The 22,206-nt window shown below is 62.2% G+C and carries 20 protein-coding genes and 1 tRNA gene; 6 read left to right on the forward strand and 15 right to left on the reverse strand.

Features of this window, described 5'->3' with window-relative positions; all coding sequences use genetic code 11:
* Positions 1 to 304: 304 nt before the first annotated feature.
* Positions 305 to 1,609 carry an ATP-binding protein gene (locus IGB42_RS16020; RefSeq protein WP_159673483.1) on the reverse strand — a complete coding sequence of 435 codons (1,305 nt, stop codon included), beginning with the start codon at positions 1,607 to 1,609 and terminating at the stop codon, positions 305 to 307.
* Between the two features lie 38 nt (positions 1,610 to 1,647).
* Positions 1,648 to 2,367, reverse strand: coding sequence for a two-component system response regulator RstA (gene rstA / locus IGB42_RS16025; protein ID WP_159673485.1), 720 nt, complete (start codon positions 2,365 to 2,367; stop codon positions 1,648 to 1,650).
* A gap of 424 nt (positions 2,368 to 2,791) precedes the next feature.
* On the opposite strand from rstA, the gene IGB42_RS16030 reads away from it, so the two are divergent.
* On the forward strand, positions 2,792 to 4,009 hold the full coding sequence (locus IGB42_RS16030; RefSeq protein WP_159673487.1) for an acetylornithine transaminase: 1,218 nt from the start codon (positions 2,792 to 2,794) through the stop codon (positions 4,007 to 4,009).
* A gap of 102 nt (positions 4,010 to 4,111) precedes the next feature.
* Here the strand turns inward: IGB42_RS16030 and IGB42_RS16035 are convergent, their stop codons facing one another.
* The 6 genes from IGB42_RS16035 to IGB42_RS16060 all read right to left on the reverse strand — a co-directional run bounded on the left by IGB42_RS16035 (position 4,112) and on the right by IGB42_RS16060 (position 9,446).
* Positions 4,112 to 5,080 (reverse strand): FHA domain-containing protein, encoded by a 969-nt coding sequence (locus IGB42_RS16035; protein WP_159673489.1) that lies wholly within the window; start codon positions 5,078 to 5,080, stop codon positions 4,112 to 4,114.
* Positions 5,068 to 6,360: a S1C family serine protease gene (locus tag IGB42_RS16040; protein ID WP_159673491.1), complete on the reverse strand. Its 1,293-nt coding sequence runs from the start codon at positions 6,358 to 6,360 to the stop codon at positions 5,068 to 5,070. Before IGB42_RS16040 ends, IGB42_RS16035 begins: the two co-directional genes overlap by 13 nt.
* A 97-nt stretch (positions 6,361 to 6,457) precedes the next feature.
* Positions 6,458 to 7,138: an amino acid ABC transporter permease gene (locus IGB42_RS16045; RefSeq protein ID WP_159673493.1), complete on the reverse strand. Its 681-nt coding sequence runs from the start codon at positions 7,136 to 7,138 to the stop codon at positions 6,458 to 6,460.
* Positions 7,135 to 7,878 (reverse strand): amino acid ABC transporter permease, encoded by a 744-nt coding sequence (locus IGB42_RS16050; RefSeq protein WP_159673495.1) that lies wholly within the window; start codon positions 7,876 to 7,878, stop codon positions 7,135 to 7,137. Before IGB42_RS16050 ends, IGB42_RS16045 begins: the two co-directional genes overlap by 4 nt.
* A gap of 95 nt (positions 7,879 to 7,973) precedes the next feature.
* Positions 7,974 to 8,777, reverse strand: coding sequence for an ABC transporter substrate-binding protein (locus IGB42_RS16055; RefSeq protein WP_159673497.1), 804 nt, complete (start codon positions 8,775 to 8,777; stop codon positions 7,974 to 7,976).
* Between the two features lie 279 nt (positions 8,778 to 9,056).
* Entirely contained in the window at positions 9,057 to 9,446 is a 390-nt protein-coding gene (locus tag IGB42_RS16060; RefSeq protein ID WP_201799971.1) for a VanZ family protein, read from the reverse strand.
* Between the two features lie 360 nt (positions 9,447 to 9,806).
* On the opposite strand from IGB42_RS16060, the gene IGB42_RS16065 reads away from it, so the two are divergent.
* Positions 9,807 to 10,352, forward strand: a complete 546-nt coding sequence (locus IGB42_RS16065) for a transglycosylase domain-containing protein (RefSeq protein WP_201799972.1) — start codon at positions 9,807 to 9,809, stop codon at positions 10,350 to 10,352.
* 66 nt (positions 10,353 to 10,418) lie between these two features.
* Here the strand turns inward: IGB42_RS16065 and IGB42_RS16070 are convergent.
* Positions 10,419 to 10,491, reverse strand: a tRNA-Ala gene (locus tag IGB42_RS16070).
* Between the two features lie 337 nt (positions 10,492 to 10,828).
* On the opposite strand from IGB42_RS16070, the gene IGB42_RS16075 reads away from it, so the two are divergent.
* A complete protein-coding gene (locus tag IGB42_RS16075; RefSeq protein WP_159673501.1) occupies positions 10,829 to 13,171 on the forward strand; it encodes a carbohydrate-binding protein in 2,343 nt (780 codons plus the stop codon).
* 204 nt (positions 13,172 to 13,375) lie between these two features.
* Here the strand turns inward: IGB42_RS16075 and secA are convergent, their stop codons facing one another.
* Positions 13,376 to 16,117: a preprotein translocase subunit SecA gene (gene secA, locus IGB42_RS16080; RefSeq protein ID WP_159673503.1), complete on the reverse strand. Its 2,742-nt coding sequence runs from the start codon at positions 16,115 to 16,117 to the stop codon at positions 13,376 to 13,378.
* A 153-nt stretch (positions 16,118 to 16,270) separates the two neighbouring features.
* Complete coding sequence (locus tag IGB42_RS16085) at positions 16,271 to 17,158, reverse strand: M23 family metallopeptidase (RefSeq protein ID WP_159673505.1); 888 nt, start codon at positions 17,156 to 17,158, stop codon at positions 16,271 to 16,273.
* A 27-nt stretch (positions 17,159 to 17,185) separates the two neighbouring features.
* On the opposite strand from IGB42_RS16085, the gene IGB42_RS16090 reads away from it, so the two are divergent.
* Both IGB42_RS16090 and IGB42_RS16095 read left to right on the forward strand, forming a co-directional pair.
* The gene (locus IGB42_RS16090) at positions 17,186 to 17,647 is read left to right on the forward strand and encodes a DciA family protein (protein ID WP_159673507.1); all 462 of its coding nucleotides are present in this window, start codon (positions 17,186 to 17,188) and stop codon (positions 17,645 to 17,647) included.
* Positions 17,648 to 17,952: 305 nt separating this feature from the next.
* On the forward strand, positions 17,953 to 18,777 hold the full coding sequence (locus IGB42_RS16095; protein WP_159673509.1) for an undecaprenyl-diphosphate phosphatase: 825 nt from the start codon (positions 17,953 to 17,955) through the stop codon (positions 18,775 to 18,777).
* A 134-nt stretch (positions 18,778 to 18,911) separates the two neighbouring features.
* On the opposite strand, the gene cyoE is transcribed toward IGB42_RS16095, so the two are convergent.
* The 4 genes from cyoE to IGB42_RS16115 are packed head-to-tail and all read right to left on the reverse strand — an operon-like array spanning position 18,912 to position 21,982.
* Positions 18,912 to 19,805: a heme o synthase gene (gene cyoE / locus IGB42_RS16100; protein ID WP_159673511.1), complete on the reverse strand. Its 894-nt coding sequence runs from the start codon at positions 19,803 to 19,805 to the stop codon at positions 18,912 to 18,914.
* Entirely contained in the window at positions 19,768 to 20,766 is a 999-nt protein-coding gene (locus tag IGB42_RS16105; protein WP_159673513.1) for a heme A synthase, read from the reverse strand. The genes cyoE and IGB42_RS16105 overlap by 38 nt, the downstream gene beginning before the upstream one ends.
* Entirely contained in the window at positions 20,766 to 21,260 is a 495-nt protein-coding gene (locus IGB42_RS16110; RefSeq protein ID WP_159673515.1) for a hypothetical protein, read from the reverse strand. Before IGB42_RS16110 ends, IGB42_RS16105 begins: the two co-directional genes overlap by 1 nt.
* Complete coding sequence (locus tag IGB42_RS16115; protein WP_159673517.1) at positions 21,257 to 21,982, reverse strand: SURF1 family protein; 726 nt, start codon at positions 21,980 to 21,982, stop codon at positions 21,257 to 21,259. The genes IGB42_RS16110 and IGB42_RS16115 overlap by 4 nt, the downstream gene beginning before the upstream one ends.
* On the opposite strand from IGB42_RS16115, the gene IGB42_RS16120 reads away from it, so the two are divergent.
* On the forward strand, positions 21,969 to 22,166 hold the full coding sequence (locus IGB42_RS16120; RefSeq protein WP_159673519.1) for a twin transmembrane helix small protein: 198 nt from the start codon (positions 21,969 to 21,971) through the stop codon (positions 22,164 to 22,166). The two genes, IGB42_RS16115 and IGB42_RS16120, sit on opposite strands and share 14 nt — an antisense overlap.
* Positions 22,167 to 22,206 lie beyond the last annotated feature (40 nt).

Genomic DNA, 22,206 nt, shown 5'->3' on the forward strand with positions numbered 1-22,206 from the left:
TGCCTTGGTGGCGGAAGCCGCAGATGCCTTCTTGTGGCTATGCTTCTGAACCTTTACCGGCTTCACAGCGGAAGCGGACGATGCGTCAGCAGCGAAACCTGCAGCAGCGGAAATGGCGAAAACGCCAGCGACCAGAACAGCGAAAAGCTTTTTCATGTCATTTATCCTCAAAACACAAAACCGTGTTGAGGCGGATTATTGTGTGCTGCGCTGCAGCGGTCGATGCGTGCTTGGTAGCACAGTGTAACGGGGTGTACGGAATGCATCGTTTGCGGTGGCGCCGGCATGCGGCCCGTGCCGTGGATCACACCAGCTTGTTCACGTCCTTGAGCGGCGATGGCCAGGTCAGGATCACCCGGGCGCCGCCGCCGGGTGCATCGTCGATACGCAGCTCGCCGCCGTGGCCGTGCATCACCATGCCGGCAATGGTCAGCCCCAGGCCGTAGCCACCAGTGGCGACGTTACGGCTGCCTTCCAGCCGCTCGAACGGCTGCAGCAGCCGGGCGCGTGCAGTGAGCGGGATGCCCGGGCCATCGTCGTCCACCAGAATGCGCACCCAGCCATCGCGCCAATCCAGCGTCACATCCACGCGGCCCTTGCCGTAGCGCCGTGCATTGCTGACCAGGTTGCCCAGTGCGCGGGACAGGTAATAACTGTCTGCCTCCAGCCACGGCGCTTTCACCGGCGTGATGTCGTTGAGCGTGATCGGCTCGCCGCCAGTGGCCAGCTCGCTCAACTGGCGTTCCAGCCACGGCACGATTTCCAGCGGCTGCATTTCCATTGCATAGCGCTGGTGCTCCAGCCGGCGCAGCGTCAGCCATTCCTCGATCAACTGGTCGATGGCGTTCAGGTCACGCTCTATGCCTGCCACCTGCACCTCGTTGGGGGCACCGGCTTTCAGCGCTTCCAGCCGGTAGCGCAGGCGTGCCAAAGGGGTGCGGACATCGTGCGAAATCGCATCGATCATTGCCTGGCGGCTGCTGGAGAGTTCTTCCACATCGTGCGCCATGCGGTTGAAGGTGGCGCCCAGTGGCCCCAATGGCGAATCTTCATCCAGTGAGATGCGCGTGCCGAAATCACCGGCGCCAAAGCGGCGGCTTTGCTTGATCAGCACCAGCAAATCACGCCAGAACGGCCGCAGCCATAGCCAGGTGGGCAGGCCCAGCGCCGCACACATCAGGAACAGCGCAATCCAGTCCGGCCACGACAGGTTGTCGATGCGCTCCAGGTAGGGCACCGGCCCCAGTGCCACCATCAGCTCGGCATCGGGGATGCGGTGCAGGTAGATGCCCTGGTCTTCCAGCAGGATGATGTCGCCATCCGCCAGCGCCTGCTTGTTGGTGGGGTTGAGCGTGTAGGCATCGATGGCTTCGATCTGCACCGGCACCGGCAGCTTGGCGCGCAAGCGCGAGATTTCGTCATGCCACAGCGATTGCGGCAGATCACCCAGCTCGGATTCGACGATGCTGATGGTGGTCTGGAAGATATCGGCCAGGTAGTGCTCGTTGGTGCGTTCGATCATGTGCTTGTACAGCGCACCGATCAGCAGCGACGACACCAGGAAACAGATGACGACGGTCAGGTAGAAACGCAGGAAGATGCGGCGCATGGCTCAGCGCCGCGCCTGCCGCCGCGCCAGCAGGCAGCTCATTCCTGCCACCAGATATCGGTGGCGAACAGATAGCCCTTGTGGCGGATGGTCTTGATCTTGCGTGGCTCGTTGGGATCGTCGCCCAGCTTCTTGCGCAACCGGGAAATGGCCACGTCGATGCTGCGGTCCAGCCCGTCGTACTCGATGCCGCGCAGGGTTTTCAGCAACTGGTCGCGGCTGAGGATGTCCCCGGCATGGCGTGCCAGCTCCCACAGCAGGTCGAAATCGCCGGTGGAAAGATGCAACGGCTCGTTGCGATAGGTGGCGGTGCGGTTGCGCACGTCGATCTGCAACTGGCCGAAATTGACTTGCGATGCCTGCGATGCGGCCTGCGGCGAGCTGGTGGGCGATGGCGTGGTCTGGCGCAGGTGCGCGCGGATGCGGGCCAGCAGTACCGCGGGCGGTGTGGTCTTCACCACGTAATCGTTGGCGCCGATCTCGAAACCCAGGATCTGGTTCATGTCGCTGTTGAGCGAGGTCAGGATCACGATGGGGCCGCTGAAGAAGGTGCGCAGCTCGCGGCAGATGGTCAGGCCATCCTTGCCCGGCAGCATCACGTCCAGCAGTACGAGGTCGGGCGGGGATTCCTTGACCGATTCGACAACATTGTTGCCGTCCGCGCGGTGGTCGATGGTGAAATCGAATGAGCGCAAAAAGCTGCCGATCAGGTCGGCCAGTTCAAGATCGTCTTCGACAAAGAGAATGCGTTGCGACAAGGGGGTCTCCAATCAGGTGCGCGGCTTGTCAGCGGATCAACGCAGCGGGGCGATGCGCGTTGACCAAAGCGGAAATATAACGCGTCCCGCGTGCAGGAACCTAGTGTGGCGATCGCCGGGGCACCCGGGTGTTGCATGCCGTTCCGCAATGCAGTTTTGCGCCGCATGTTGACAGCAGTATTTTTTTGCCTGCAATATCAACCCCATGCACATCACCCCAGCCTCCTCCCGACGCACCAACGCCGCCGCACGAGCCCGTAGCGGCCGTGGCGCGTTGTCTGGAGCATGCGCTGGGCCGGAAACTGGATTGACGCCACCGCGTTAGCCATTCCGCCAGCTTGAACAGACAAGGGCCACGGTTCACACCGTGGCCCTTTTTCTTTGCCTGCAAGAAACCGCCCCCACCGCTACCCGGAGAACTGCCATGCCTTACCTGTCGAACCCATCCCAGCCATCGCACGCTTTGATGAATACTGTCGTCCGCCCGGAAACGGTGTTCGTACGCGGGCGCGGCGCCTGGCTGTACGACGAGATCGGCCTGGCCTATTTCGACTGGGTGCAGGGCTGGGCGGTCAACTGCCTGGGGCACTCGCCCGATGTGGTAGCGGCGGCTTTGGCGCGGCAGGCCACCACCTTGCTCAACCCCAGCCCCGCCTACCTGAACCGGCCGGCGATGGACTTGGCGGCACGGCTGGTGGCGGCCAGCGTGTTCGATGAAGTGTTCTTTGCCAGCTCCGGTGCGGAGGCCAACGAGGGCGCCATCAAGCTGGCGCGCAAGTGGGGCCGGCTGCACCGCGGCGGCGCGCACGAGATCATCACCTTTGCCAATGGTTACCATGGCCGCACCATCGCGACCATGTCCGCCACCGGCAAGCCCGGCTGGGATATCTATTACCCGCCGCAGGTGCCGGGTTTCCCCAAGGCGGTGTTCAATGACCTTGCCAGTGTCGAGGCGCTGATCGGGCCGGCTACCGTTGCCATCATGCTGGAGCCGGTGCAGGGCGAGGGCGGCGTGCGCCCGGCCAGCAAGGCATTCATGCGGGGGCTGCGCGCCTTGTGCGACCTGCACGGCCTGCTGCTGATCCTGGATGAGGTGCAGACCGGTTGCGGGCGTACCGGCCCGCTGTTTGCCTACCAGCATTACGGCGTGGAGCCGGACATCATGACGCTGGGCAAAGGCTTGGGTGCTGGCGTACCGATTTCCGCGCTGCTGGCCAAGCACCACGCCTGCGTGTTCCAGCCGGGTGATCAGGGCGGCACGTTCTGCGCCAATCCGCTGGTATGCGCGGTGGGCGAGGCCGTCATGCAGGTGCTCGATACCCCCGAGTTTCTGGCCAATGTGGCAGCGCGTGGCGAACAACTGGCGCAAGGCTTGCGCACACTCAGCCGCAATTTCGGCCTGGGCGAGGTGCGCGGCAGCGGTTTGCTGTGGGCGCTGGAAGTGGGCGCGGATGATGCGGTCGAGATGGTGGAAACCGCAAGGCGGCACGGCTTTCTGCTCAACGCGCCGCGCAGCCACTGCCTGCGCTTCATGCCGGCATTGAATAGCAGCGCTGTCGAAATCGATCATGGCCTGCGGCTGCTGGAAAAAGTGCTGGCCGCGCACCGCTTCGTGACACGCAACGTGGCCGAGGTGGCTTGACTGCCATGTGTGGAAGACACCTGGTCAGCAATCAGGGTGATCAGGTGTTTTCCGGCGATAGGTACTCGATGCGTTGATACCGCCCAGGGGTCTGCATGGCGCTCAATCCCGCTTGGCGTTCTCGTCCGCGTCTTGCCGGGTGGCCCGGCTATCGGCAAAAAAGTGTTCCACATCCTGGTACGGCAGGATCTGGTTGGGCACGTTGCCGATGCTGCTGTCGAACTGCAGCGCATCGTTGAACTTGTGCTGCTCGGTGTACGCGCTGACGACCTGCAGCGCGATGCCTACGCCGCACAGCGCAGCAACGATGGCGTGGATTTTCCAGCGCTTGAGCCGGGTGGCGAAACGCAGGTGCAGGAAGCAGATGCCGGCCACCACCACGAGGATGAAACCATTGCCCAGCAAGCTGGCCAGCAGGTGATCCGGAAACATGTAGGTTGCGGCATCGGATACCCAGCCGGCAGCAATGAGCGCAAACATGCCCAGTGCAAAAAACGATAGGTATTCACGGAAAGTGTGGCGCTGGCTGAACAACCGGCTGAGCAGGCTCCATACTGCTGCCCAGACTAGCCCGGCAAGCAGCGTGGTCAGCCCCAGATCGACGAAATCGCTGGCGTGTACTTTGTCTGCATGGCCCAGATATTCGTTGTACATCATGTACAGGGCGAACAGCAGCAATGCGCCCAGTGCAAACCACAGGTTGCCCACCAGCCGGTTGAGCCGCCACGCAAGCCCGCCCTGCATCACCGTGGGCGCTACTTGCGATGCTGCGCTGCGCAGTTGCAGCCAGGTATGGCCAAGGTGCAGCACGCTATCGGTGGGGAGCGGCGCCTGTTGCAAGCGGGCTTTGCTGCCTGCGGCATAGGTGCCGTTTTCACTGTGCAAGTCCTCCACCAGCCACAGGCCTTCTTCACTCAGCGTGATGGCCAGGTGCTGCGGCGAAACGGCTTCGTCGTCCAGGATCAGGTCATTGCTGTAATCACGCCCGATACGCACCGGGAATTGCGTGAAGCGCTGGCGCGATAGCGGCTTGCCGTGTTTGTCCAGGATCTCCAGGATCAGTGTTTCCACGAGATGGCCCCCAAGTATTTCTTGCTGATGCGCACCGCGTTGTCGTAGCTGACGCCGCCCAGTATCAGGCGGTTGATCAGGCCGGTTTGCTCGTTGTCCAGCGTGGCGGTGCTCAGCACCATGTCGTACAGGCCCGGCAACTTGCGGTAGGCGCGCAGGCAAAACACCGTTTTGAGCGGCAAGCCATCTTTTTGCTTCACAAAGCCGCTCTGGCATTCAAAATTGCCCACGTCATCCTTGGCGGCGTCGGGCAAATCCGGATCCTTGCTCAAGGCGCGGCCATACAGGCGCGCAAACTGCCCGTCGCTCAGGCCTTTGCTCTGGATGAAGCTCCTGCTGTACGCAATCTGGCCGGTCTGGTGATCTTCGGACAGGTAGATGCTGCTTTGCGCATTGCAGGCAATGCCCACATTGATGAACAGCTTGTCGCTGCCGTGCTCATCGCCGCCCCAGCATTTGAAGAGGTCCGACCAATCCTTGGGCGTCTGGTAATTGCCCACCACGCTGGTGGTGATCGGCTGTTGCAGCAGCCGGGTGACGTTGGCTTGCTGATCAGCCAGCAACTGCTTGCTCATCAGCGCCAGCATCTGCGCTGCGGTGGTCAGTGCCGCGCCCTGTTTCTGCTTGAGCAGGCTGGTGACAAATTTGGCTGGCACCAGAAAACCCACGCCATTGCCGGAGGTGGCCACGTTCACGCCGACCACCAGCCCGGCTTCATCCACCGCAGGGCCGCCGCTCATGCCCGGGTTGATGGCGCCGGTGAAATGAATCTGCTCGTGCAGGCTTTTTTCCAGCAACCCGTTGTACAGTCCCTGCACGATGGTGAAATCCAGATCGAGCGGAATGCCGAATGCGTACAGCGGCGTGCCTTTCTCCGGCTGCGCCAGGTTGATGCCCAGATGCGTGGCAAACGGCGTCTTGCTGCGCAGCAGCGACAGATCGTGCACCACATCGAAGCCGACCACCGCCAGCGGCGTGACCGTGCCGCCAGCGCTGACCGCTTCGATGCGGTTCCATTCCGGGTGATACGCCACTGCCGAGATCACGTGGAAGTTGGAAACCACGTGCCCCTGGTCATCGACGGCAAAGCCGGTGCCCAGCGACACGCGGTTGCCGCTGCGCTTGTCGATGATGCGGATCTGCACCACCGCATCCTTGTAGCGGTGGAATACCTGCTGGGCTTCCTGCCCGGCAGCCCGCGCGGGCTGCAGCCCCACACAGGTCAGCAGCAGTGCAAGCAGGACAAACGCCCAGGCCGGGCTGCGGAACGGATGACGCATGGCAAGATCAACAGGCAAATTGATGAATCGCGACATCATACGGGCGTTGCCACCTGCCGAACATGCCGGTGCTGCCGGCGGGTAGGTGCGGCACAGATCAAACCGGTTGCCAGCGCCGCGCCAGCCGGCTACCCAGCCACGCCAGCGTGCTGCATACGATGAAGTAAGCGAGACCGATCATGCCGAAGATTTCCAGCGGATAGATCTGCTCGCGGTTGTTAACCTGCGTGGCAACGAAAGTCAGCTCGGCCACGCCCACCACATACGCCAGCGACGTATCCTTGATCAGCGTGATCCACTGGTTGATGAAGGACGGCAACATCACGCGCAATGCCTGCGGCAGGATCACCCAGCGCAGTGTCTGCCAGCGGCCCAGCCCCAATGCCTGCCCGGCCGCCCACTGGCCGTGGCCGATGGCCGCAATGCCGGCGTATACCGACTGGCTCAGATACGCGGCGCTGATGAGTGCCAGCGCGGCAATCACCGTGGCGATGCCCGGTACATCGATGCCCAGCAAAATGGGCAGCAGGAAGTAGCACCAGAAAATCAGCATCATGACCGGGATGGCGCGCAGCACGGCGATCACTGCCTCCAGCGTGCGGCGCAAGCCGGGCTGTCCCATGGTCAGCGCGATGCCGCCAGCCAGGCCCAGTAGTGATGCAATGCTGCCAGCGGCCACGGCCAGGAAGAGCGTCAGCGCCAATCCGCCCGGCTGGCCATTGGCCCAGTTGCCGATCAGCAGGTAATCGATATTATCGGCAATCAGCTGCGTATTCATCGCGCACCCCGCCATGCGGGCTCACGGCTCCTGCCGGCCAGTTGCCACAGCAGGATCAGCGCGAGGTACAGCACGGTGGCGACGGCGAACGCCTGGAAGGTCAGCAGTGTCTGGCTTTCCACCTGGCGCGAGCGGTAGGAAAGCTCGGCCACGCCGATGGCCATGGTCAGCGAAGTATTCTTGATGATGCCGGTGTATTGTCCCAGCAGCGGCCGGCGCACGATCACCAGCGCTTGCGGCAGGATCACCCAGCGAAACGCCTGCAGCGCAGTCAAGCCCAGCGCCTTGGCCGCTTCGCGTTGCCCGCGCGGCACGGCATTCAGGCCGGCAGCCAGTTCACCGGCAATGAAACTGGCGCCATAGCAGGACAGCGCCAGCAAGGCGGCCAGGAACTCGAACGATGGCCATGGCAGTTGCAGGCCGAATGGCAGCGCCAATGCATGCGGTGCATTCAGCCACATCAATGCGGATTCCGGCAGCAGGCTGGGCATGCCGAAGTACCACAGCAGCAGTTGCACCATCAGCGGGGTGTTGCGGTGGGCAGTGAGGAAGAGTTGCGCCACATAACGCGGCGCCTTGTGCTGGCTATCGGCCAGCGCGGTGAGCACAATGCCCAGCAGCGTGCCGAGCACGCACACCAGCAATGCCAGCCACGCAGTCAGCAGCAGGCCCTGGCCTAGCCACCCCAGGTATTGGGGGGCTAGCCAGCTATGGCCCAGCCAGGCAGGGGGTGAGGGCATGGCTTGATTCCGTTCCGGATGGCGGCAGGGATAAACCGCCGGGCAAAAGATGCAGCGCCGCCGGGGTCACCAGCGGCGCTGCGGGTACAGACAACTTAGGATTGATCGCCGATCTTGAAATCGCGCGGCAGTGGCTGCTTGGTATCCGGGCCGAACCAGCGCTCGTAAATCGTTTTGGCGGAGCCGGATTTTTCCAGCTCTTTCAGCGTGTCGTTCACCAAGCTCACCAGGCGGGTTTCGCCCTTGGGGACGCCGATGGCCTGGTATTCACGCGTGAGCGTGAACGGCGCCAGCTCGTACTTCTGCTTGTCTGGCGCCTGTGCCAGCAAGGCGACGAGCTTGGAGCCATCCTGGCTGATCGCCTGCACATTGCCGTTACGCAGCGCGGTGAATGCCAGCGGGGTGTCGTCGTAGGCTACCAGCGTGGTTTGCGGATACTTCTCGCGCAGGTGGATTTCCTGTGTGGTGCCCTTGTCCACGCCTACGCGCAGCCCGGCCAGTTGCTCCGGCGTTTTCAGGATGCCCTTGCGTGCAATGAACTGCTGGCCGCTGGCAAAGTACGGCAGGCTGAAATCAACTTGCTTGCGGCGCTCATCGGTGACGGTGAAATTGGCGGCCACCAGGTCGGCCTTGCCCGCCACCAGTAGTGGAATGCGGTTGGCCGGGTTGGTGGGCACCAGTTCCAGCTTCACGCCGATTTTCTTGGCAATGGCTTGTGCCACGTCAACATCCAGGCCGCTGATCTGGCGGGTTTTGCCATCCAGGAAGCCAAACGGCGGGTTGCTGTCGAATGCGGCTACACGCAGCACGCCGGCCTTCTGGATATCGTCGAGGCGGTCTGCCAGCGCAGGTAGCGAGGTGGCCAATGCAGCGATGGCGAGGGCAATGGAAAATTTCATGGCTAGCTCCTTGTGAGGGCTGAAGGTGGGGCGCTGCAATGGGGTGCACTGCAGCGTTGCTAATCAGAGCTCACAAGGTTACCGACGATCATGAATGGGAAATAATTATTTATTCTTGGTTTTATATGAATTTTTGATATAAAAAAGCATTTTCCCTTGTACGACAAGGGCATGCGCAATCTGCCACGGCACGCTGGGGAAATCCCGGGCTTGTACGCGAGCGGAAGGGCTAAATGGGCTTGTCGGCAGGGCAGGCATATCCAGCCCTGCGCTGGTGCATCAGGCCGGCCGGTATTTCCGCAGCAGTGCCAGCGCGCGCATCAGAGCCATGTCGATCAGCCACATGGCGGCAATGCTGATGCTGTCTGCCAGCAGGTCATCCCAGTCCGCAGAGCGGTCTGGCGTGAAAGCCTGCAAGATTTCGATCAGCCCGCCAAATGCCACCAGCCCCAGCAACACCGGCCAGGTGCGGCCCGGCCAGGCACGCCGTGCCAGAAAAGTTAGCACCGCAAAGGCCAGCAGATGGTTGCTTTTATCCCAGCCGGTGGACGGTGATGCTGTCGACGGGATCAACGCCAGCACCAGCACGCAACACAGGCAGATGCCGAACAGCCAGCGCCATGGGATCAGTGCATGGAATTTTGCCATCTTGCCTGGGATGTCTTGCATTGCAGGTACCGGGTGCGCTGGATGCTGTTGAAGGAAGATCGATCTGGTGCCTGGATCAACGCTGCGCATGTTAGCAGGCCAGTGTGTGGATGTGATTGGTGCTTTGTTGCATCCGGCAGCGGGTGGCAATACAAGCAGCCCTGCTTACCCGTCTGCTGATCCAGCCTGCATGCCGGCGGGGCTGCGTATCACGGGCCTGGTACGCAGGAATGCGTGGCCGGTTCTTCGGCCATGGTACTGCGCGACTGCCTGGCGTTGCTGTAGCCATGCCGGACACTGCACGGCCAGTGCTGGGATAAGCCGGCCTGCGGCGCTACGATGGCGTTCTTCCTGCTGATGTTGCAAGGCATTCGTTCGTCCATGCGTTTTTTTGCCAAAGTATCCACTGCATTCCTGGGCATCGTGTTGCTGGCACTGTTGCTGTGCTTTATCCGCTATGACGTCCGGGAATTCCAGAGCCGTCGCCCGGTCATCGATGCACTGCTGGCGCAGGCCAGCGCGGATGAGCGGGCGCTTTCGCCCGAATTCATCCGCTTGCTGCACATTTCGATGAACGGAAACGGCGATGCCGTCCTTGCCCGTACGTTGCTGCATCAACTGCGGGTGCCTACGCCGGGTGGCTTGGGCTGGAATGCCTCGCTGATTGCATGGGGATGGCTTTGCCAGCTCCATTTATCCGAACGTGACCGGATGGCGCTGCTCGTTTCGAACGGAACCATGAGCGAGGGGCATGACGGTTTTTCTGCAGAGGCGCAGGCCCGTTTCCGCAAGCCGCTATCGCAATTATCATCCGCGGAATTTGCCACGCTGGCAGCCTTGGCCAATAGCCCGTCGGCGTATCGCAGCAATCCGGATATGCTGATACGCAGGCGTGATCAACTGCTGAGCCAAGCTGCCATTCAATGATTGCCGGCGTGCTTTGCGCCGGATTGCAGAAAACGGCTGATGAAGCTGTCGGGCGCACGGGAATTGTGGACCGAAGGAGGATCGAACTCCCGACCTCCGCATTGCGAACGCGGCGCTCTCCCGGCTGAGCTATCGGCCCATACCGTTCCAATCTAGTGGCTTGGGCGGAGGTGGGCAAGCACGCCTGCAGTTCATCCCCGAGCTGCACCATCCGTTGCACAAAGGCGCCAGGGGCATGGGGTCCAACCCGCCGCCCGGGCGCTGCTTTCCTCTTCCATCCGGCACGGCGAGTGCGCTGCACGATCATCGATGCTTACCATGTTGCGCGGACGGGCTGGGCTACAGACATCAGGGTTTTTATTTATTTGTTGCATTGCACACTCAAACTAAGCAACATTCCCATAAAAAATGATGCAATGCACAAATTCCACGAGGAAGGAGACGTGAAATGAAACGCCCCATTATTGGAGCTACACGTGCACATCCTATCTACAAAATCCCGCCTGCAGGGCAGCTGCGCCGCAGCGGTTCTGGGCTTCTTGCTGGCACCGGCGCATGCAGCAGATCCTGCATGCCAGCCTGGCTGGCAGGAAGGGGCCAACTATACGATTGGTCAGCTGGCAGCCTACCTCGGCCATAACTATTCGGCCAAGGTGAATCACACCGCCTATGTGGGTGCCGGCTGGACGCCGCGCGATACGCCCACCTTGTGGCAAGACCTGGGCCTATGCAGCAGCGCAGTAGTGCCGACACAGCCCCCGCCAGCCCCGACGCCCATTCCAACGGTAACCCCGTTGCCTACGCAGCCTCCCGCTACGCCATTGCCTTCCAGTACGCCGCGCCCGATTGCCACGCCGGCGCCCACCGGCACCCCGGTTCCCAGCAGCGTGCCGACAACACCGCCACCCGTACCCACTGCGCCGCCGGGCAATTGCCAGGCGGCGGCATGGGTGGCCGGCACCGCATATGGCACCGGTCAGCGGGTAACCGTCAATGGCACCGTCTACATCGCCAAGTGGTGGACGCAGGGCGACAACCCGGCCGATGCCGGGCAATGGGGCCCATGGCAGATCGCCAGCGATTGCCTGGTGCAACCGACGGTAGTGCCTACACCAGCGCCGGCCGATTTTTCCGGGCTGGTGATCAGCGAAATCGCCACCAGCAACGCCCCGGCCGATGGCGCATGGCTGGAAATCTACAACCGGGGCGATACCGCCTACCCGCTGGGGGGCGCCAGCGTGCGTACCCGCAGCAGCTACAACTGCCTGCCACCATGCCCGCTGAACCAGTTCGTGATTCCGGCTGGCACGGTGGTGCCTGCACAGGGCTTCCTGGTGATTGCCGCCACCACCGACCCGCAGCCCTATAACAGCGCGCAGCTGGTGTATGCCAATGATGTGTACAGCTATCCGCAATGGGGTAGCAGCGGTTTTGTCGAGCTGGTGTCCAGCGCCGGCACCACCATCGATTTCGTCCGCTTTGGCGATGAAGCCACGCCGCCCAATACGCCAGCCGCATGGGCTGGCAGCAATGTGCCCTATCTGCCGACCGGGCAGAGCGGCACCGGCAAGGCGCTGGTGCGGCCGTTCCCGCTGCAGCCCGATACCCATTCCGCGGCAGACTGGAAGCTGATCCCGTTTTCCACCCCCGGCGGCCCCAATGATGTGCTGCCAACGGCTATCGATTCGGACGATGACGGCATTCCCGATAACGCCAAGCTGCCTGGCGGCAGCTACAACGGTATCAACTACTACGCGCTGGGCGCGCGGCAAGGCAAGCGCGACCTGTTCATCCAGATCGACTGGATGCAGGGTAGTGACCCGGCCGTGACGCCACGCCGCGAAGCACTGCAAAAGGTGGTGGCGGCATTTGCCAGCCACAACATTGCCGTGCACTTCGATGTCGGGCCGTTGTTCAATCCGAACGTGTATCCGGCCGACTTCAACCTGGGTGGCGGGCGGCAGATTCCGTTCTCGCTGTGCAGCAGTCTCGACGCTGCCAGCAGCGACAGCTGCAAATCGCTGTTCGACAGCAAGCAATTCATGGATCTGCGCCGCCGGCAGACATTCCACTATGCGCTATTCGGCAATTCGCAGAATACGGACGGCGGGGGCGGCAGCTCCGGGCGCGCCGAAATGCCGGGCAATGATTTCATCGTGACATTGGGTGGCTGGGGCCTGAACACCGCTGATTCGACCAGCACACAAATGCTGATCAATTTCCAGGCCGGTACGCTGATGCACGAGCTGGGCCACAACCTCGGGCTGTTTCACGGTGGCAACGACGGCATCAACAACAAGCCCAATTACGTCAGCGTGATGAACTACCTGTTCCAGATCCAGGGCGTGGGCAACGACGTGATGCGCGACGACGCAGTGCAGCGCTATTACGCGCTAAAGGGCTTTGGCCCGTACCGCGACCGTTGCGGCATGCGTTACGACGCGTGCGATCCGGACATGCGCATCGATTACTCGGATGGCGGCAGCATGCCGCTGGACAAGAATGCGCTGCAGGAAAGCAAGCTGCTGGGGCGTGGTGCCTATGCCAATGTCTATGCGGACTGGAACGGCAACTACCTGAGCGATCTCGCCGCATACAGTTACGACGTCGACATCGAAACCAGTGACACCGTGATCCGCGATTACAACGACTGGGCCGGCTTGCTGTTGCCGTTTGCGCGTTATGGTTCAGTACTGCACGGCACGCAGCGCAACAGGAGTACCGTGCCGGTACCCGTGCTCAATCCGGTGCTCAGCGATAGGCAGCCAGTGGCAGACGAGCAGCCATTGCCGCAATGGGCAATTCAGCCAGCACATTGAGGCGGGCGTGTGCTGGCGCAGCGGCGGCAGCACATCCTGATCGATCAGCCGCCGGCCATTGCTGGCTGGCCGCTGATCGATCGCGTACAACGGGCTCGCCCTGTGCCGATGCGGCATGCCGGCTGATTCAGGCCAGGCAGGTGGTTGCTGCCCAAAAAGAAAACGCCCGGTTTCCCGGGCGTTTTTCATGTTGCTGCCGTGCAATCAGGCAAGGCGGCCATGGCACTGCTTGAACTTCTGACCGCTGCCGCACGGGCAAGGATCATTACGGCCGATACCGGCAAACTTGTAGTCCGGTGCGCCTTGCGCCGCAGCCATTGCCATCAGCGCTTCCTGGATCTTGCTGTCATCACCGCTGGCCAGCAATGCCTGCAGATCGTCGTGATGATACTGCAGGTCGGCAGCGGCCACGCTTTGCGGCGCCACGGCATCCACATCGGCCTGGTTGCGTACCTGCACGTTCATGATGATCTGCACCACATCGCGCTTGACGGCGCCCAGCAGCGATTCGAACAGCTCGAACGCTTCGCGCTTGTATTCCTGCTTGGGGTTCTTCTGCGCGTAACCGCGCAGATGGATACCCTGGCGTAGATGATCCAGGCCGGACAGATGCTCGCGCCAGTGTTGATCCAGATGCTGCAGCAGTACCGAGCGTTCGAACTGGCGGAAGGTCTGCTCGCTGGCCAGCTCCACCTTGGCGGCGTAGAACTCGGCGGCCATCTGCTGTACGCGGGTACGGATGCCGTCGTCTGCCAGCGTGGCATCGGCTTTCACCCATTCCGCCACCGGGGCTTCGATGCCCACGTCGGCCAGCGCTTTCTCCAAGCCGGACAGATCCCATTGTTCTTCCATGGCGCCGGCAGGAATGTACTGCTCCACCAGGTCGGCAAAGAAGCCGTCGCGCATCGCGGCGATGGTTTCGGATACGTCGTCCGATTCCAGCAGCTCGTTACGCTGGCTGTAGATCGCCTTGCGCTGCTCGTTGGATACATCATCGTATTCCAGCAGCTGTTTGCGCATGTCGTAGTTGCGGCCTTCCACCTTGCGCTGCGCGGATTCGATCGCGCGCGACACGATACCGGCTTCGATCGGCTCGCCTTCCGGCATCTTCAGCTTGTCCATCACGAAGGCAACGCGCTCGCCGGCGAAGATACGCAGCAGCGGGTCTTCCAGGCTCAGGTAGAAACGGCTGGAACCCGGGTCACCCTGGCGACCGGAACGGCCGCGCAGCTGGTTGTCGATACGGCGTGATTCGTGGCGCTCCGAGCCGATGATATGCAGGCCACCCGCGGCCAGCACCTGATCGTGACGTACCTGCCATTCGCTCTTGAGTGCGGCGATCTGGCTACGCTTGCTCACTTCATCCAGCGTTTCGTCGTGCTCGATCGCACGGATTTCGCGTTCGATATTGCCGCCCAGCACGATGTCGGTACCACGGCCGGCCATGTTGGTGGCAATGGTGACCTGCGCCGAGCTGCCGGCCTGCGCCACGATGTCTGCTTCACGCGCATGCTGCTTGGCGTTCAGCACGTTGTGCTCGATGCCATCCTTTTTCAGGATGTTGGACAGCAGTTCGGATTGCTCGATCGACGTCGTACCCACCAGCACCGGTTGGCCGCGTTCAACGCAGCCCTTGATGTCGGCAATGATGGCGTTGTTCTTTTCATTGTTGGTCTTGAAAACCTGATCCTGCTTGTCCTGACGCACCATCGGGCGGTTAGTCGGGATGATCACGGTTTCAAGGCCGTAGATCTGCTGGAATTCGTAGGCTTCGGTGTCGGCAGTGCCGGTCATGCCGGCCAGCTTGCCGTACATGCGGAAGTAGTTCTGCAGCGTGATCGTTGCCAGGGTCTGGTTTTCCTGGTTGATTTCCACGCCTTCCTTGGCTTCCACTGCTTGGTGCAGGCCTTCCGACCAGCGACGGCCCGCCATCAGGCGGCCGGTGAATTCGTCGACAATGACCACTTCGCCATCGAGCACCACGTAATGCTGGTCCTTGTGGAACAGCGTGTGCGCGCGCAGCGCCGCGTACATGTGATGCATCAGGCTGATGTTGGCTGCGTTGTACAGGCTGTCGCCTTCCGGCAGCAGGCCCATTTCGGTCAGGATGGCTTCTACGTGTTCGTGGCCGGCTTCGGAGAGCAACACGGTGTTGGATTTCTCATCCACCCAGTAATCGCCCTCGCCTTCTTCAGTCGGCTGGCGCACCAGCTTGGGCGGCAGGCTGTTCATCGCCATGTACATGTCGATGCTGTCGTCGGCCGGGCCGGAGATGATCAGTGGGGTACGTGCTTCATCGATCAGGATGGAGTCGACTTCATCGACGATGGCGAACGACAGGCCGCGCTGCACGCGCTCCTGGGCCGAGAACACCATATTGTCGCGCAGGTAGTCGAAACCGAATTCGTTGTTGGTACCGTAGGTGATGTCGCAACCGTAGGCGGTCTGCTTGGCATCGTGCGGCATCTGGCCCAGGTTCACGCCGCAGGTCAGGCCCAGGAAGCTGAACAGCTGGCCCATGGTGCCGGCATCGCGCTGTGCCAGGTAATCGTTGACAGTGATCACATGCACGCCGTTGCCGGACAATGCATTCAGGTAGGCGGGCAAGGTGGCAACCAGTGTCTTGCCTTCACCGGTACGCATTTCGGAAATCTTGCCCTGATGCAGCGTGATGCCGCCGATCAGCTGCACATCGAAGTGGCGCATGTTCAGGCTGCGCTTGGCGCCTTCGCGACAGACGGCAAACGCTTCCGGCAGCAGCGCATCGAGCGATTCGCCCTTGGTCACGCGCTCCTTGAATTCGTCGGTCTTGGCGCGCAGCGCTTCGTCGGACAGCGCGGCGGTTTGCGGCTCAAGCGCGTTGATCTTGCCGACGATGGACCGGTAGTCCTTCAACAGGCGGTCGTTACGGCTACCGAAAACTTTCTTGAGCAGAGTGCTGATCATGGTTGCGTTACCGGGTTTCCCGCGCGCTTGGCGGAGTCTGTTTTTTAGTTACAACAACGGCGGAAAGGTTGCCCTGTCCGCCGCCTGTCTCGTATACGTCGGTCTGTCCCATATGGGGATAGTGCCGCCGATTTCCATCCCTGCCTGACTGACTCAGTCGCTGGACTGGCTGGTTGCCAGCACCGGCACATTCGCCGTGGTGATGAAGCGTAGCGGGTTCTGCGCCACACCCTTGTAACGGATTTCGAAGTGCAGGTGCGGCCCGGTGGACCGCCCGGTACTGCCCAGTTCAGCAACTGCCTGGCCGACCTTGATGGTCTCGCCTTCCTGTACCAGCAATTTGCTGGCATGGGCATAACGGCTGGTCAAACCATTGCCGTGGTCAAGCTCGACCATATTACCATACTGGGGGTGGAAGGCCGCATACACCACCGTGCCTGCTGCGGCGGCATGGATGGCGGTGCCGGTCTCGCCCACGAAGTCGATGCCTTCATGGAAAGTCTGGTGCCCGTTGAACGGATCGATACGCCAGCCAAAGCTGGATGATTGCAAGCCGCCGGCCAGTGGCGCATGCGTGGGCAATTGCCACGCGATATTGCCCAGCAGCGTCGATTGCGACAGCGTCAGCTGATCCAGGTATGCGCCAGCCTGCCTGTCTGCCTGTGACAGGGCGCCAGCAAGCTCGCTTGCACTCATCGCCCGGCCGCGGCTATCGAGGCCGCCGCGTGGCGCTGGCTGGCTGGAGAGGAAGGGTTTGACATCGATACCGGTTTTGGTGCCGACTTGCTGGGCCAGTCCGTCGATACGCGTGAGCTTGGCCTGCAGCTCGCCCAGCTTGACGGCCAGCGCATCGATATCGACCTGGCGGGTGGCCTTGCTGAAATGCCACAGCGGTTGCACCCGGGTGCCGCCGAACAGGCTACCGATGCCGATGCCGGCCGCCAGCAGTGTCAGTGCCATGCCGATACCGGCCAGCCACAACGCACGCGGGCCAAGTGTCACCGCATTGGTCAGGCGGTTGGAAACGAGAATAATGTTCAATCTTTCATCCTGGATATGCACACGATCATGAACAGCAAGTCGCGCCAGAAACCGGCTTATCCGGCCTTCATCGGCAAGGACAGGGAGCTGCTGCGTCTTGTTGCCAAGGTGGCGGAACTCAATCGCCTGATCGATGCGGTGCGCGTTGCGCTGCCGCATGAACTGGCCTCGGCCTGCCTCAATGCCACGCTCGATACCAGCCGCCCGGCCGGCAATGAACTGTTGATCGGAGTGAATTCATCTGCCGCTGCTGCAAGGGTACGGCTGGCGGGGCCAGCGCTGATTGCAAAACTGGCAGCGGTTGGCTGGCAAGTTAGCGTAATTACCCCGAAGGTGCAAGTGGCGCTGCAGCTGGAAAAGTCCAGCAAGACCAAGGACTTGCACCTGTCTGGCGGTGCGATGGCAGCGCTGGAAGGCTTGGCGCAAAGCGTGGAGGACCCAGGCATCGCCGAAGCATTGCGTACACTGCTATCCCATCACCGTGACTGACGGATGGTAGGGCAGGCCAGCCGGTCAAAAAAAAACGGGCGCCTGGTTGAGGCACCCGTTATCAGGGAGGAGATGAGCAAAAATGCGCAATACATCGCACACAAGGTCAGACGTCGGGATGATTGGGTAGTTCCCGGGCAATTTGTGAAAAATTCACCATGGTGTAGGCGAAACACTGATTCCTCTGTCATGGGCTGGCTGAAGATGATTGCCGGTGCATTTGGTAACGCATCCGCGGCAATCTTGCCGGGGTGCTACACGAAGCTGACCGATATAATCCCCGCACTTCTTTGCGAGGATCGGACATGGATCTGTTGTTGCTGTGCAAATCGCTCATCATGGGCATCGTCGAGGGCATTACCGAGTTTCTGCCCATTTCCAGCACCGGCCATCTGATTCTGACCGGTGATTTGCTGAACTTCCTCAGCAAGGACAAGCGCGATGTCTACGAGGTATTCATCCAGCTGGGTGCCATGCTGGCAGTCGTCTGGGAATATCGCGCCAAGATCGGCCATACGCTGGCAGGCAGTGCCAGGCCGGGCAGCGAGCGCAATTTGCTGCTGGCGGTGCTGATTGCCTTCATCCCTGCCGCCATCCTCGGCAAATTGTTCAACGAGCAGATCAAGGCCGTGCTGTTCAACCCGGTGCCGGTCGCCATTGCCTTCATCGTGGGCGGTTTCATCATCCTGTGGGCGGAAAAACGCCAGCATACGGTGACCGTGGAAACGGTGGACGAGCTGAGCCTGAAAGACGCGCTGAAAGTGGGCCTGTGCCAGTGCCTGGCACTGATCCCGGGCACCAGCCGCTCTGGCGCCACCATCATCGGCGGCCTGTTCCTTGGTCTGTCGCGCAAGGCGGCGACCGAGTTCTCGTTCTTCCTGGGCATCCCCACGCTGGGTGCTGCATCGCTCTACAGCCTGTTCAAGCATCGTCATGCGCTGGATGCAGGCGATGCGGGCGTGTTTGCGGTGGGCTTCGTGGCATCCTTCGTGTTTGCGTTCATCGCTGTGCGCGCACTGTTGCGCTTCATCTCCACGCATACCTTCATCGCATTCGCGTGGTACCGCATCGCTTTTGGCGTGATCGTGCTGTTGACCGCGTATACCGGCATCGTCGATTGGTCGGTGTAACGCCAGCGTGATGGAACACATAGCTATCGCACTTATATATAAGTGCCCGCATGAAAAAGCCCCGCGGTGATGCGGGGCTTTTTCATTTGCAGCACTGGCGTCTATCCGCTGGCAGGTTTGCGTTTTCCTGATGTTTAAAAAAGGAACAGCGTAGCCAGCCGGTCCACCAGCAGTGCGGCAAACAGCCAAGTCAGGTAGCGGATCGAGAACAGGAACAGCGCGCGCGATGCTTCGTCGCTGTAATTGCGGTTGAGCTTCCATGCGCGGACGATGAAACCGCCGTTCAGCCAGATTGCCGCGGCCAGGTAGAGCCAGCCCGAGCATTGCAGCGCGAACGGGATCAGTGTGACGGCGGCCAGCACGAAGGTGTAAAGCAGGATGGATAACCGCGTGAACTCGTTGCCATGCGTATTGGGCAGCATGGGCAGGCCGGCCTTGGCGTAATCGAGCTTGCGGTACAGCGCCAGCGCCCAGAAGTGCGGCGGGGTCCAGGTGTAGATGATCAGGAACAGTACGGTGGCTTCGGCGGTGACATGGCCGCTGGCGGCTGCCCAGCCCAGGATGGGCGGCATGGCGCCGGCAGCGCCGCCGATCACGATATTCTGCGGCGTGGCCGGCTTGAGCCAGCGCGTGTACACCACTGCATAGCCAAAACAGGTGGCCAGCGTCAGTATCGTGGTGAGCGGGTTCGCGAATACCAGCAGCAGCCAGGTGCCGCTGAGCGTGGTGACGGCGGCGTAGGCGGCTGCTTCCGGTGCGCCAACCACGCCGCGTACCAGCGGGCGGGCCCGGGTGCGGCTCATGTTGGCATCCTTGTCGCGCTCGAACAGGCAGTTCATCGCCGCCGCACCCATGGCGATCAGGCCGATGCCGACCAGTGCCAGCGTGAGTTGTGGCAGATCCTGCCAGCGCGGCTGCGCCATGGCGGCGCCGACTGCGGCGCAGAATACGATGAGCGAGACGACCTTGGGTTTCCCCAGCGCCCACAGATCAGCGAGCGAGCGCGAGCTCAGGCTTAAACTTTGCATGGGTCTTCTCCGTACGGGTTGAAGCAAGCAGGGCAGTCAGCAGTACCACCAGGATGGCGGCACCACCGTTATGGGCAACGGCAGCCGGTAGCGGCAGGCCGTACACGGCGTTGATCACGCCAAGGGCAAGTTGCAGCAGCAGTGCGCTGCCCAGCAGCAGCGCCCAACGCGGGCGTGCCTGGCGCAATGACCACGCCAGCGTGCCGACGACGACGGTGACGATCAGCGCACCCAGCCGATGCAGCCAGTGGATGGCGGCGAGGTGATCGATGGTCAGTGGTGCGCCGTCGGCGGTCAGCCCCAGCGGGCGGTCCGGGTGCAGCGCTTCCAGCAGGCCAGCCGGTGCGGCAAAGCTGCCGCGACAGGCGGGGAAGCCATCACAGGCGAGGCCGGCGTAGTTGCTGCTGACCCAGCCACCCAGTACCACCTGGATGGCAACGGCAGCCAGTGCCAGCCCTACCCAGCCGCGCGATGCGAGGGTTTGCGTGGGCAGGCTGGCGCGGCTGGCCAGGATGCTGATGGTCGCCAGCAAGGTCAGCCCGCCCACCAGGTGCGCGGTGACCACGATGGGCATCAGCTTGAGCGTGACTGTCCACATGCCCAGCAGTGCCTGGAAAATGATCACTGCCACAGGCGCGGCCAGCATGGCGGCGTTGATGCCCAACTCCTTGCGCTTGACTGCGGCCAGGATCAGCGCGCCCAGCAGCAGGAAGGACAGGCCACCCACCGCATAGCGGTGGGCCATTTCCTTCCAGCCCTTGGACGGGTCGACATCGCCGCCGAAGTGTTTCTCGGCATGGGCAATTTCATGGTGTTCTTCCGGCGGCGTGATACGGCCGTAGCAGCCGGGCCAATCCGGGCAGCCAAGGCCGGCATCGGACAGCCGTACATACGCGCCCAGCATCGCCAGGCAAAACGTCCACGCCACGGTGAACCACAGCACGATACGCAGCACTTTCATCAGCCCAGGCCCTTGTTGTTCTTCAGCAGCTTGCCGATTTCCTGCAGCACCTTGCGGCGGTCTGCATCGCTGGCCAGCTGCGCCGGCGTGTAATGGGTGACGGCGTTGCCGCGTGGGTCTACGAGGTAGAGGCCGGGGGTGGCCAGGTTGGCGTTGGCGGGCAACGCGGCAAGGCCGGCATCGCTGCAGCTGCCACTGGTGGCGCGGGTGATGCGATCACTTTCCTGCCCTTGTGCCAGGCGCAGCTGCCGGCTGGCCAGCAGCAGGTCCTGCCAGCCGTTGCCGCAATCGCTGGCCACGCTGACCAGCCGCCATTGCTCGGCCTTGGGCGCCGCCGGCTGGGCGATCAGGCGGCCGAAGGTCTGCCCGCCGGCCGGGCGCCACCATTGATAGGCGGCCTGCGCGGCCAGGATGGGGAAGGCGGCCATGGCAAACATGGCCAGCAATACCAGGCGGCCGTTTTTCTTCTTTTCAGTGCGCGGTGGCATGGTCATCGGGTTTTTCCTCTGCTCAGGCGGCGCAGCAACAGTACGCCGCAAAGACTGCACGCCCACCAGGTCAGCATGTAGCCGAGGTGGCGGGCGACCTTGAAATCGGGCTTGGCCCAGTCGCGCAGCAGGCCATCATCGGCACCGCTGATCTGGTGGGTGTACGCAACCGCCGGCGCCAGTGCAGTGAGCGCGGCAGCGCGTTCGGGGGTCAGGTTCTGCAATTTGCGGCCTTCGCTGGGCGTGGGCCCCAGCTCGAAGAAACGCGGCCATGGCTGGGTTTCCAGTTGCGGCAATGTTGCCGGCAGCGCCGGTTGGGGCTTGCCATCTGCCAGCCAGCCGCGGTTTACCAGCACGATGTCGCCTTTGGCCAGCTGCAGCGGCGTGATCACCTCGCTACCGGGCACGCCGTTGCGGTAGCGCGGTGCCAGCAGAAAGGTTTGTGCGGCCAGCCAGTGGCCCAGCGGCTGCAGCCGCTGCCAGTCTGCAACGCTGCCACCGGCCCAAGCTTGCGGCGTAAGGCCTTGCTGCACGGCATAGGCATCGGCCAGCGTCTGCTTGTAATGCGCACGCCAGGCTTGCCATGCGCCCAGCGCCAGCGTCAGCGCGATCAGCGCATACAGCAGCCACGGTTTGCTGCGCGCACCGTGCGGTGCGGCTGGCGCTGTGCTAGCGTGTGACGATTCAATGACGCCGGATGAAGGAAGACTGCCCATGAAACTGCTCATCGTAATTTTGCTGCTGGTGGTGCTGGCGGTGCTAGGCAGTGCGCTGTTGCAACTGGTGCGTGGCCCTTCGGGTTCGCCCAAGTTGGTCAAGGCGCTGACCTGGCGCATAGGGCTGTCCATCTTTATCTTTCTGCTACTGATGCTGGCGTCGTACATGGGCTGGATCACCCCGCACGGGCTTTGATCGCGCGGTGCAGACCCGGGCCACGCTTGCGGCATGGCCC

It is taken from the genome of Andreprevotia sp. IGB-42 (genome assembly GCF_009848685.1).
In the GTDB taxonomy this organism is placed as follows: Bacteria; Pseudomonadota; Gammaproteobacteria; order Burkholderiales; family Chitinibacteraceae; genus Andreprevotia.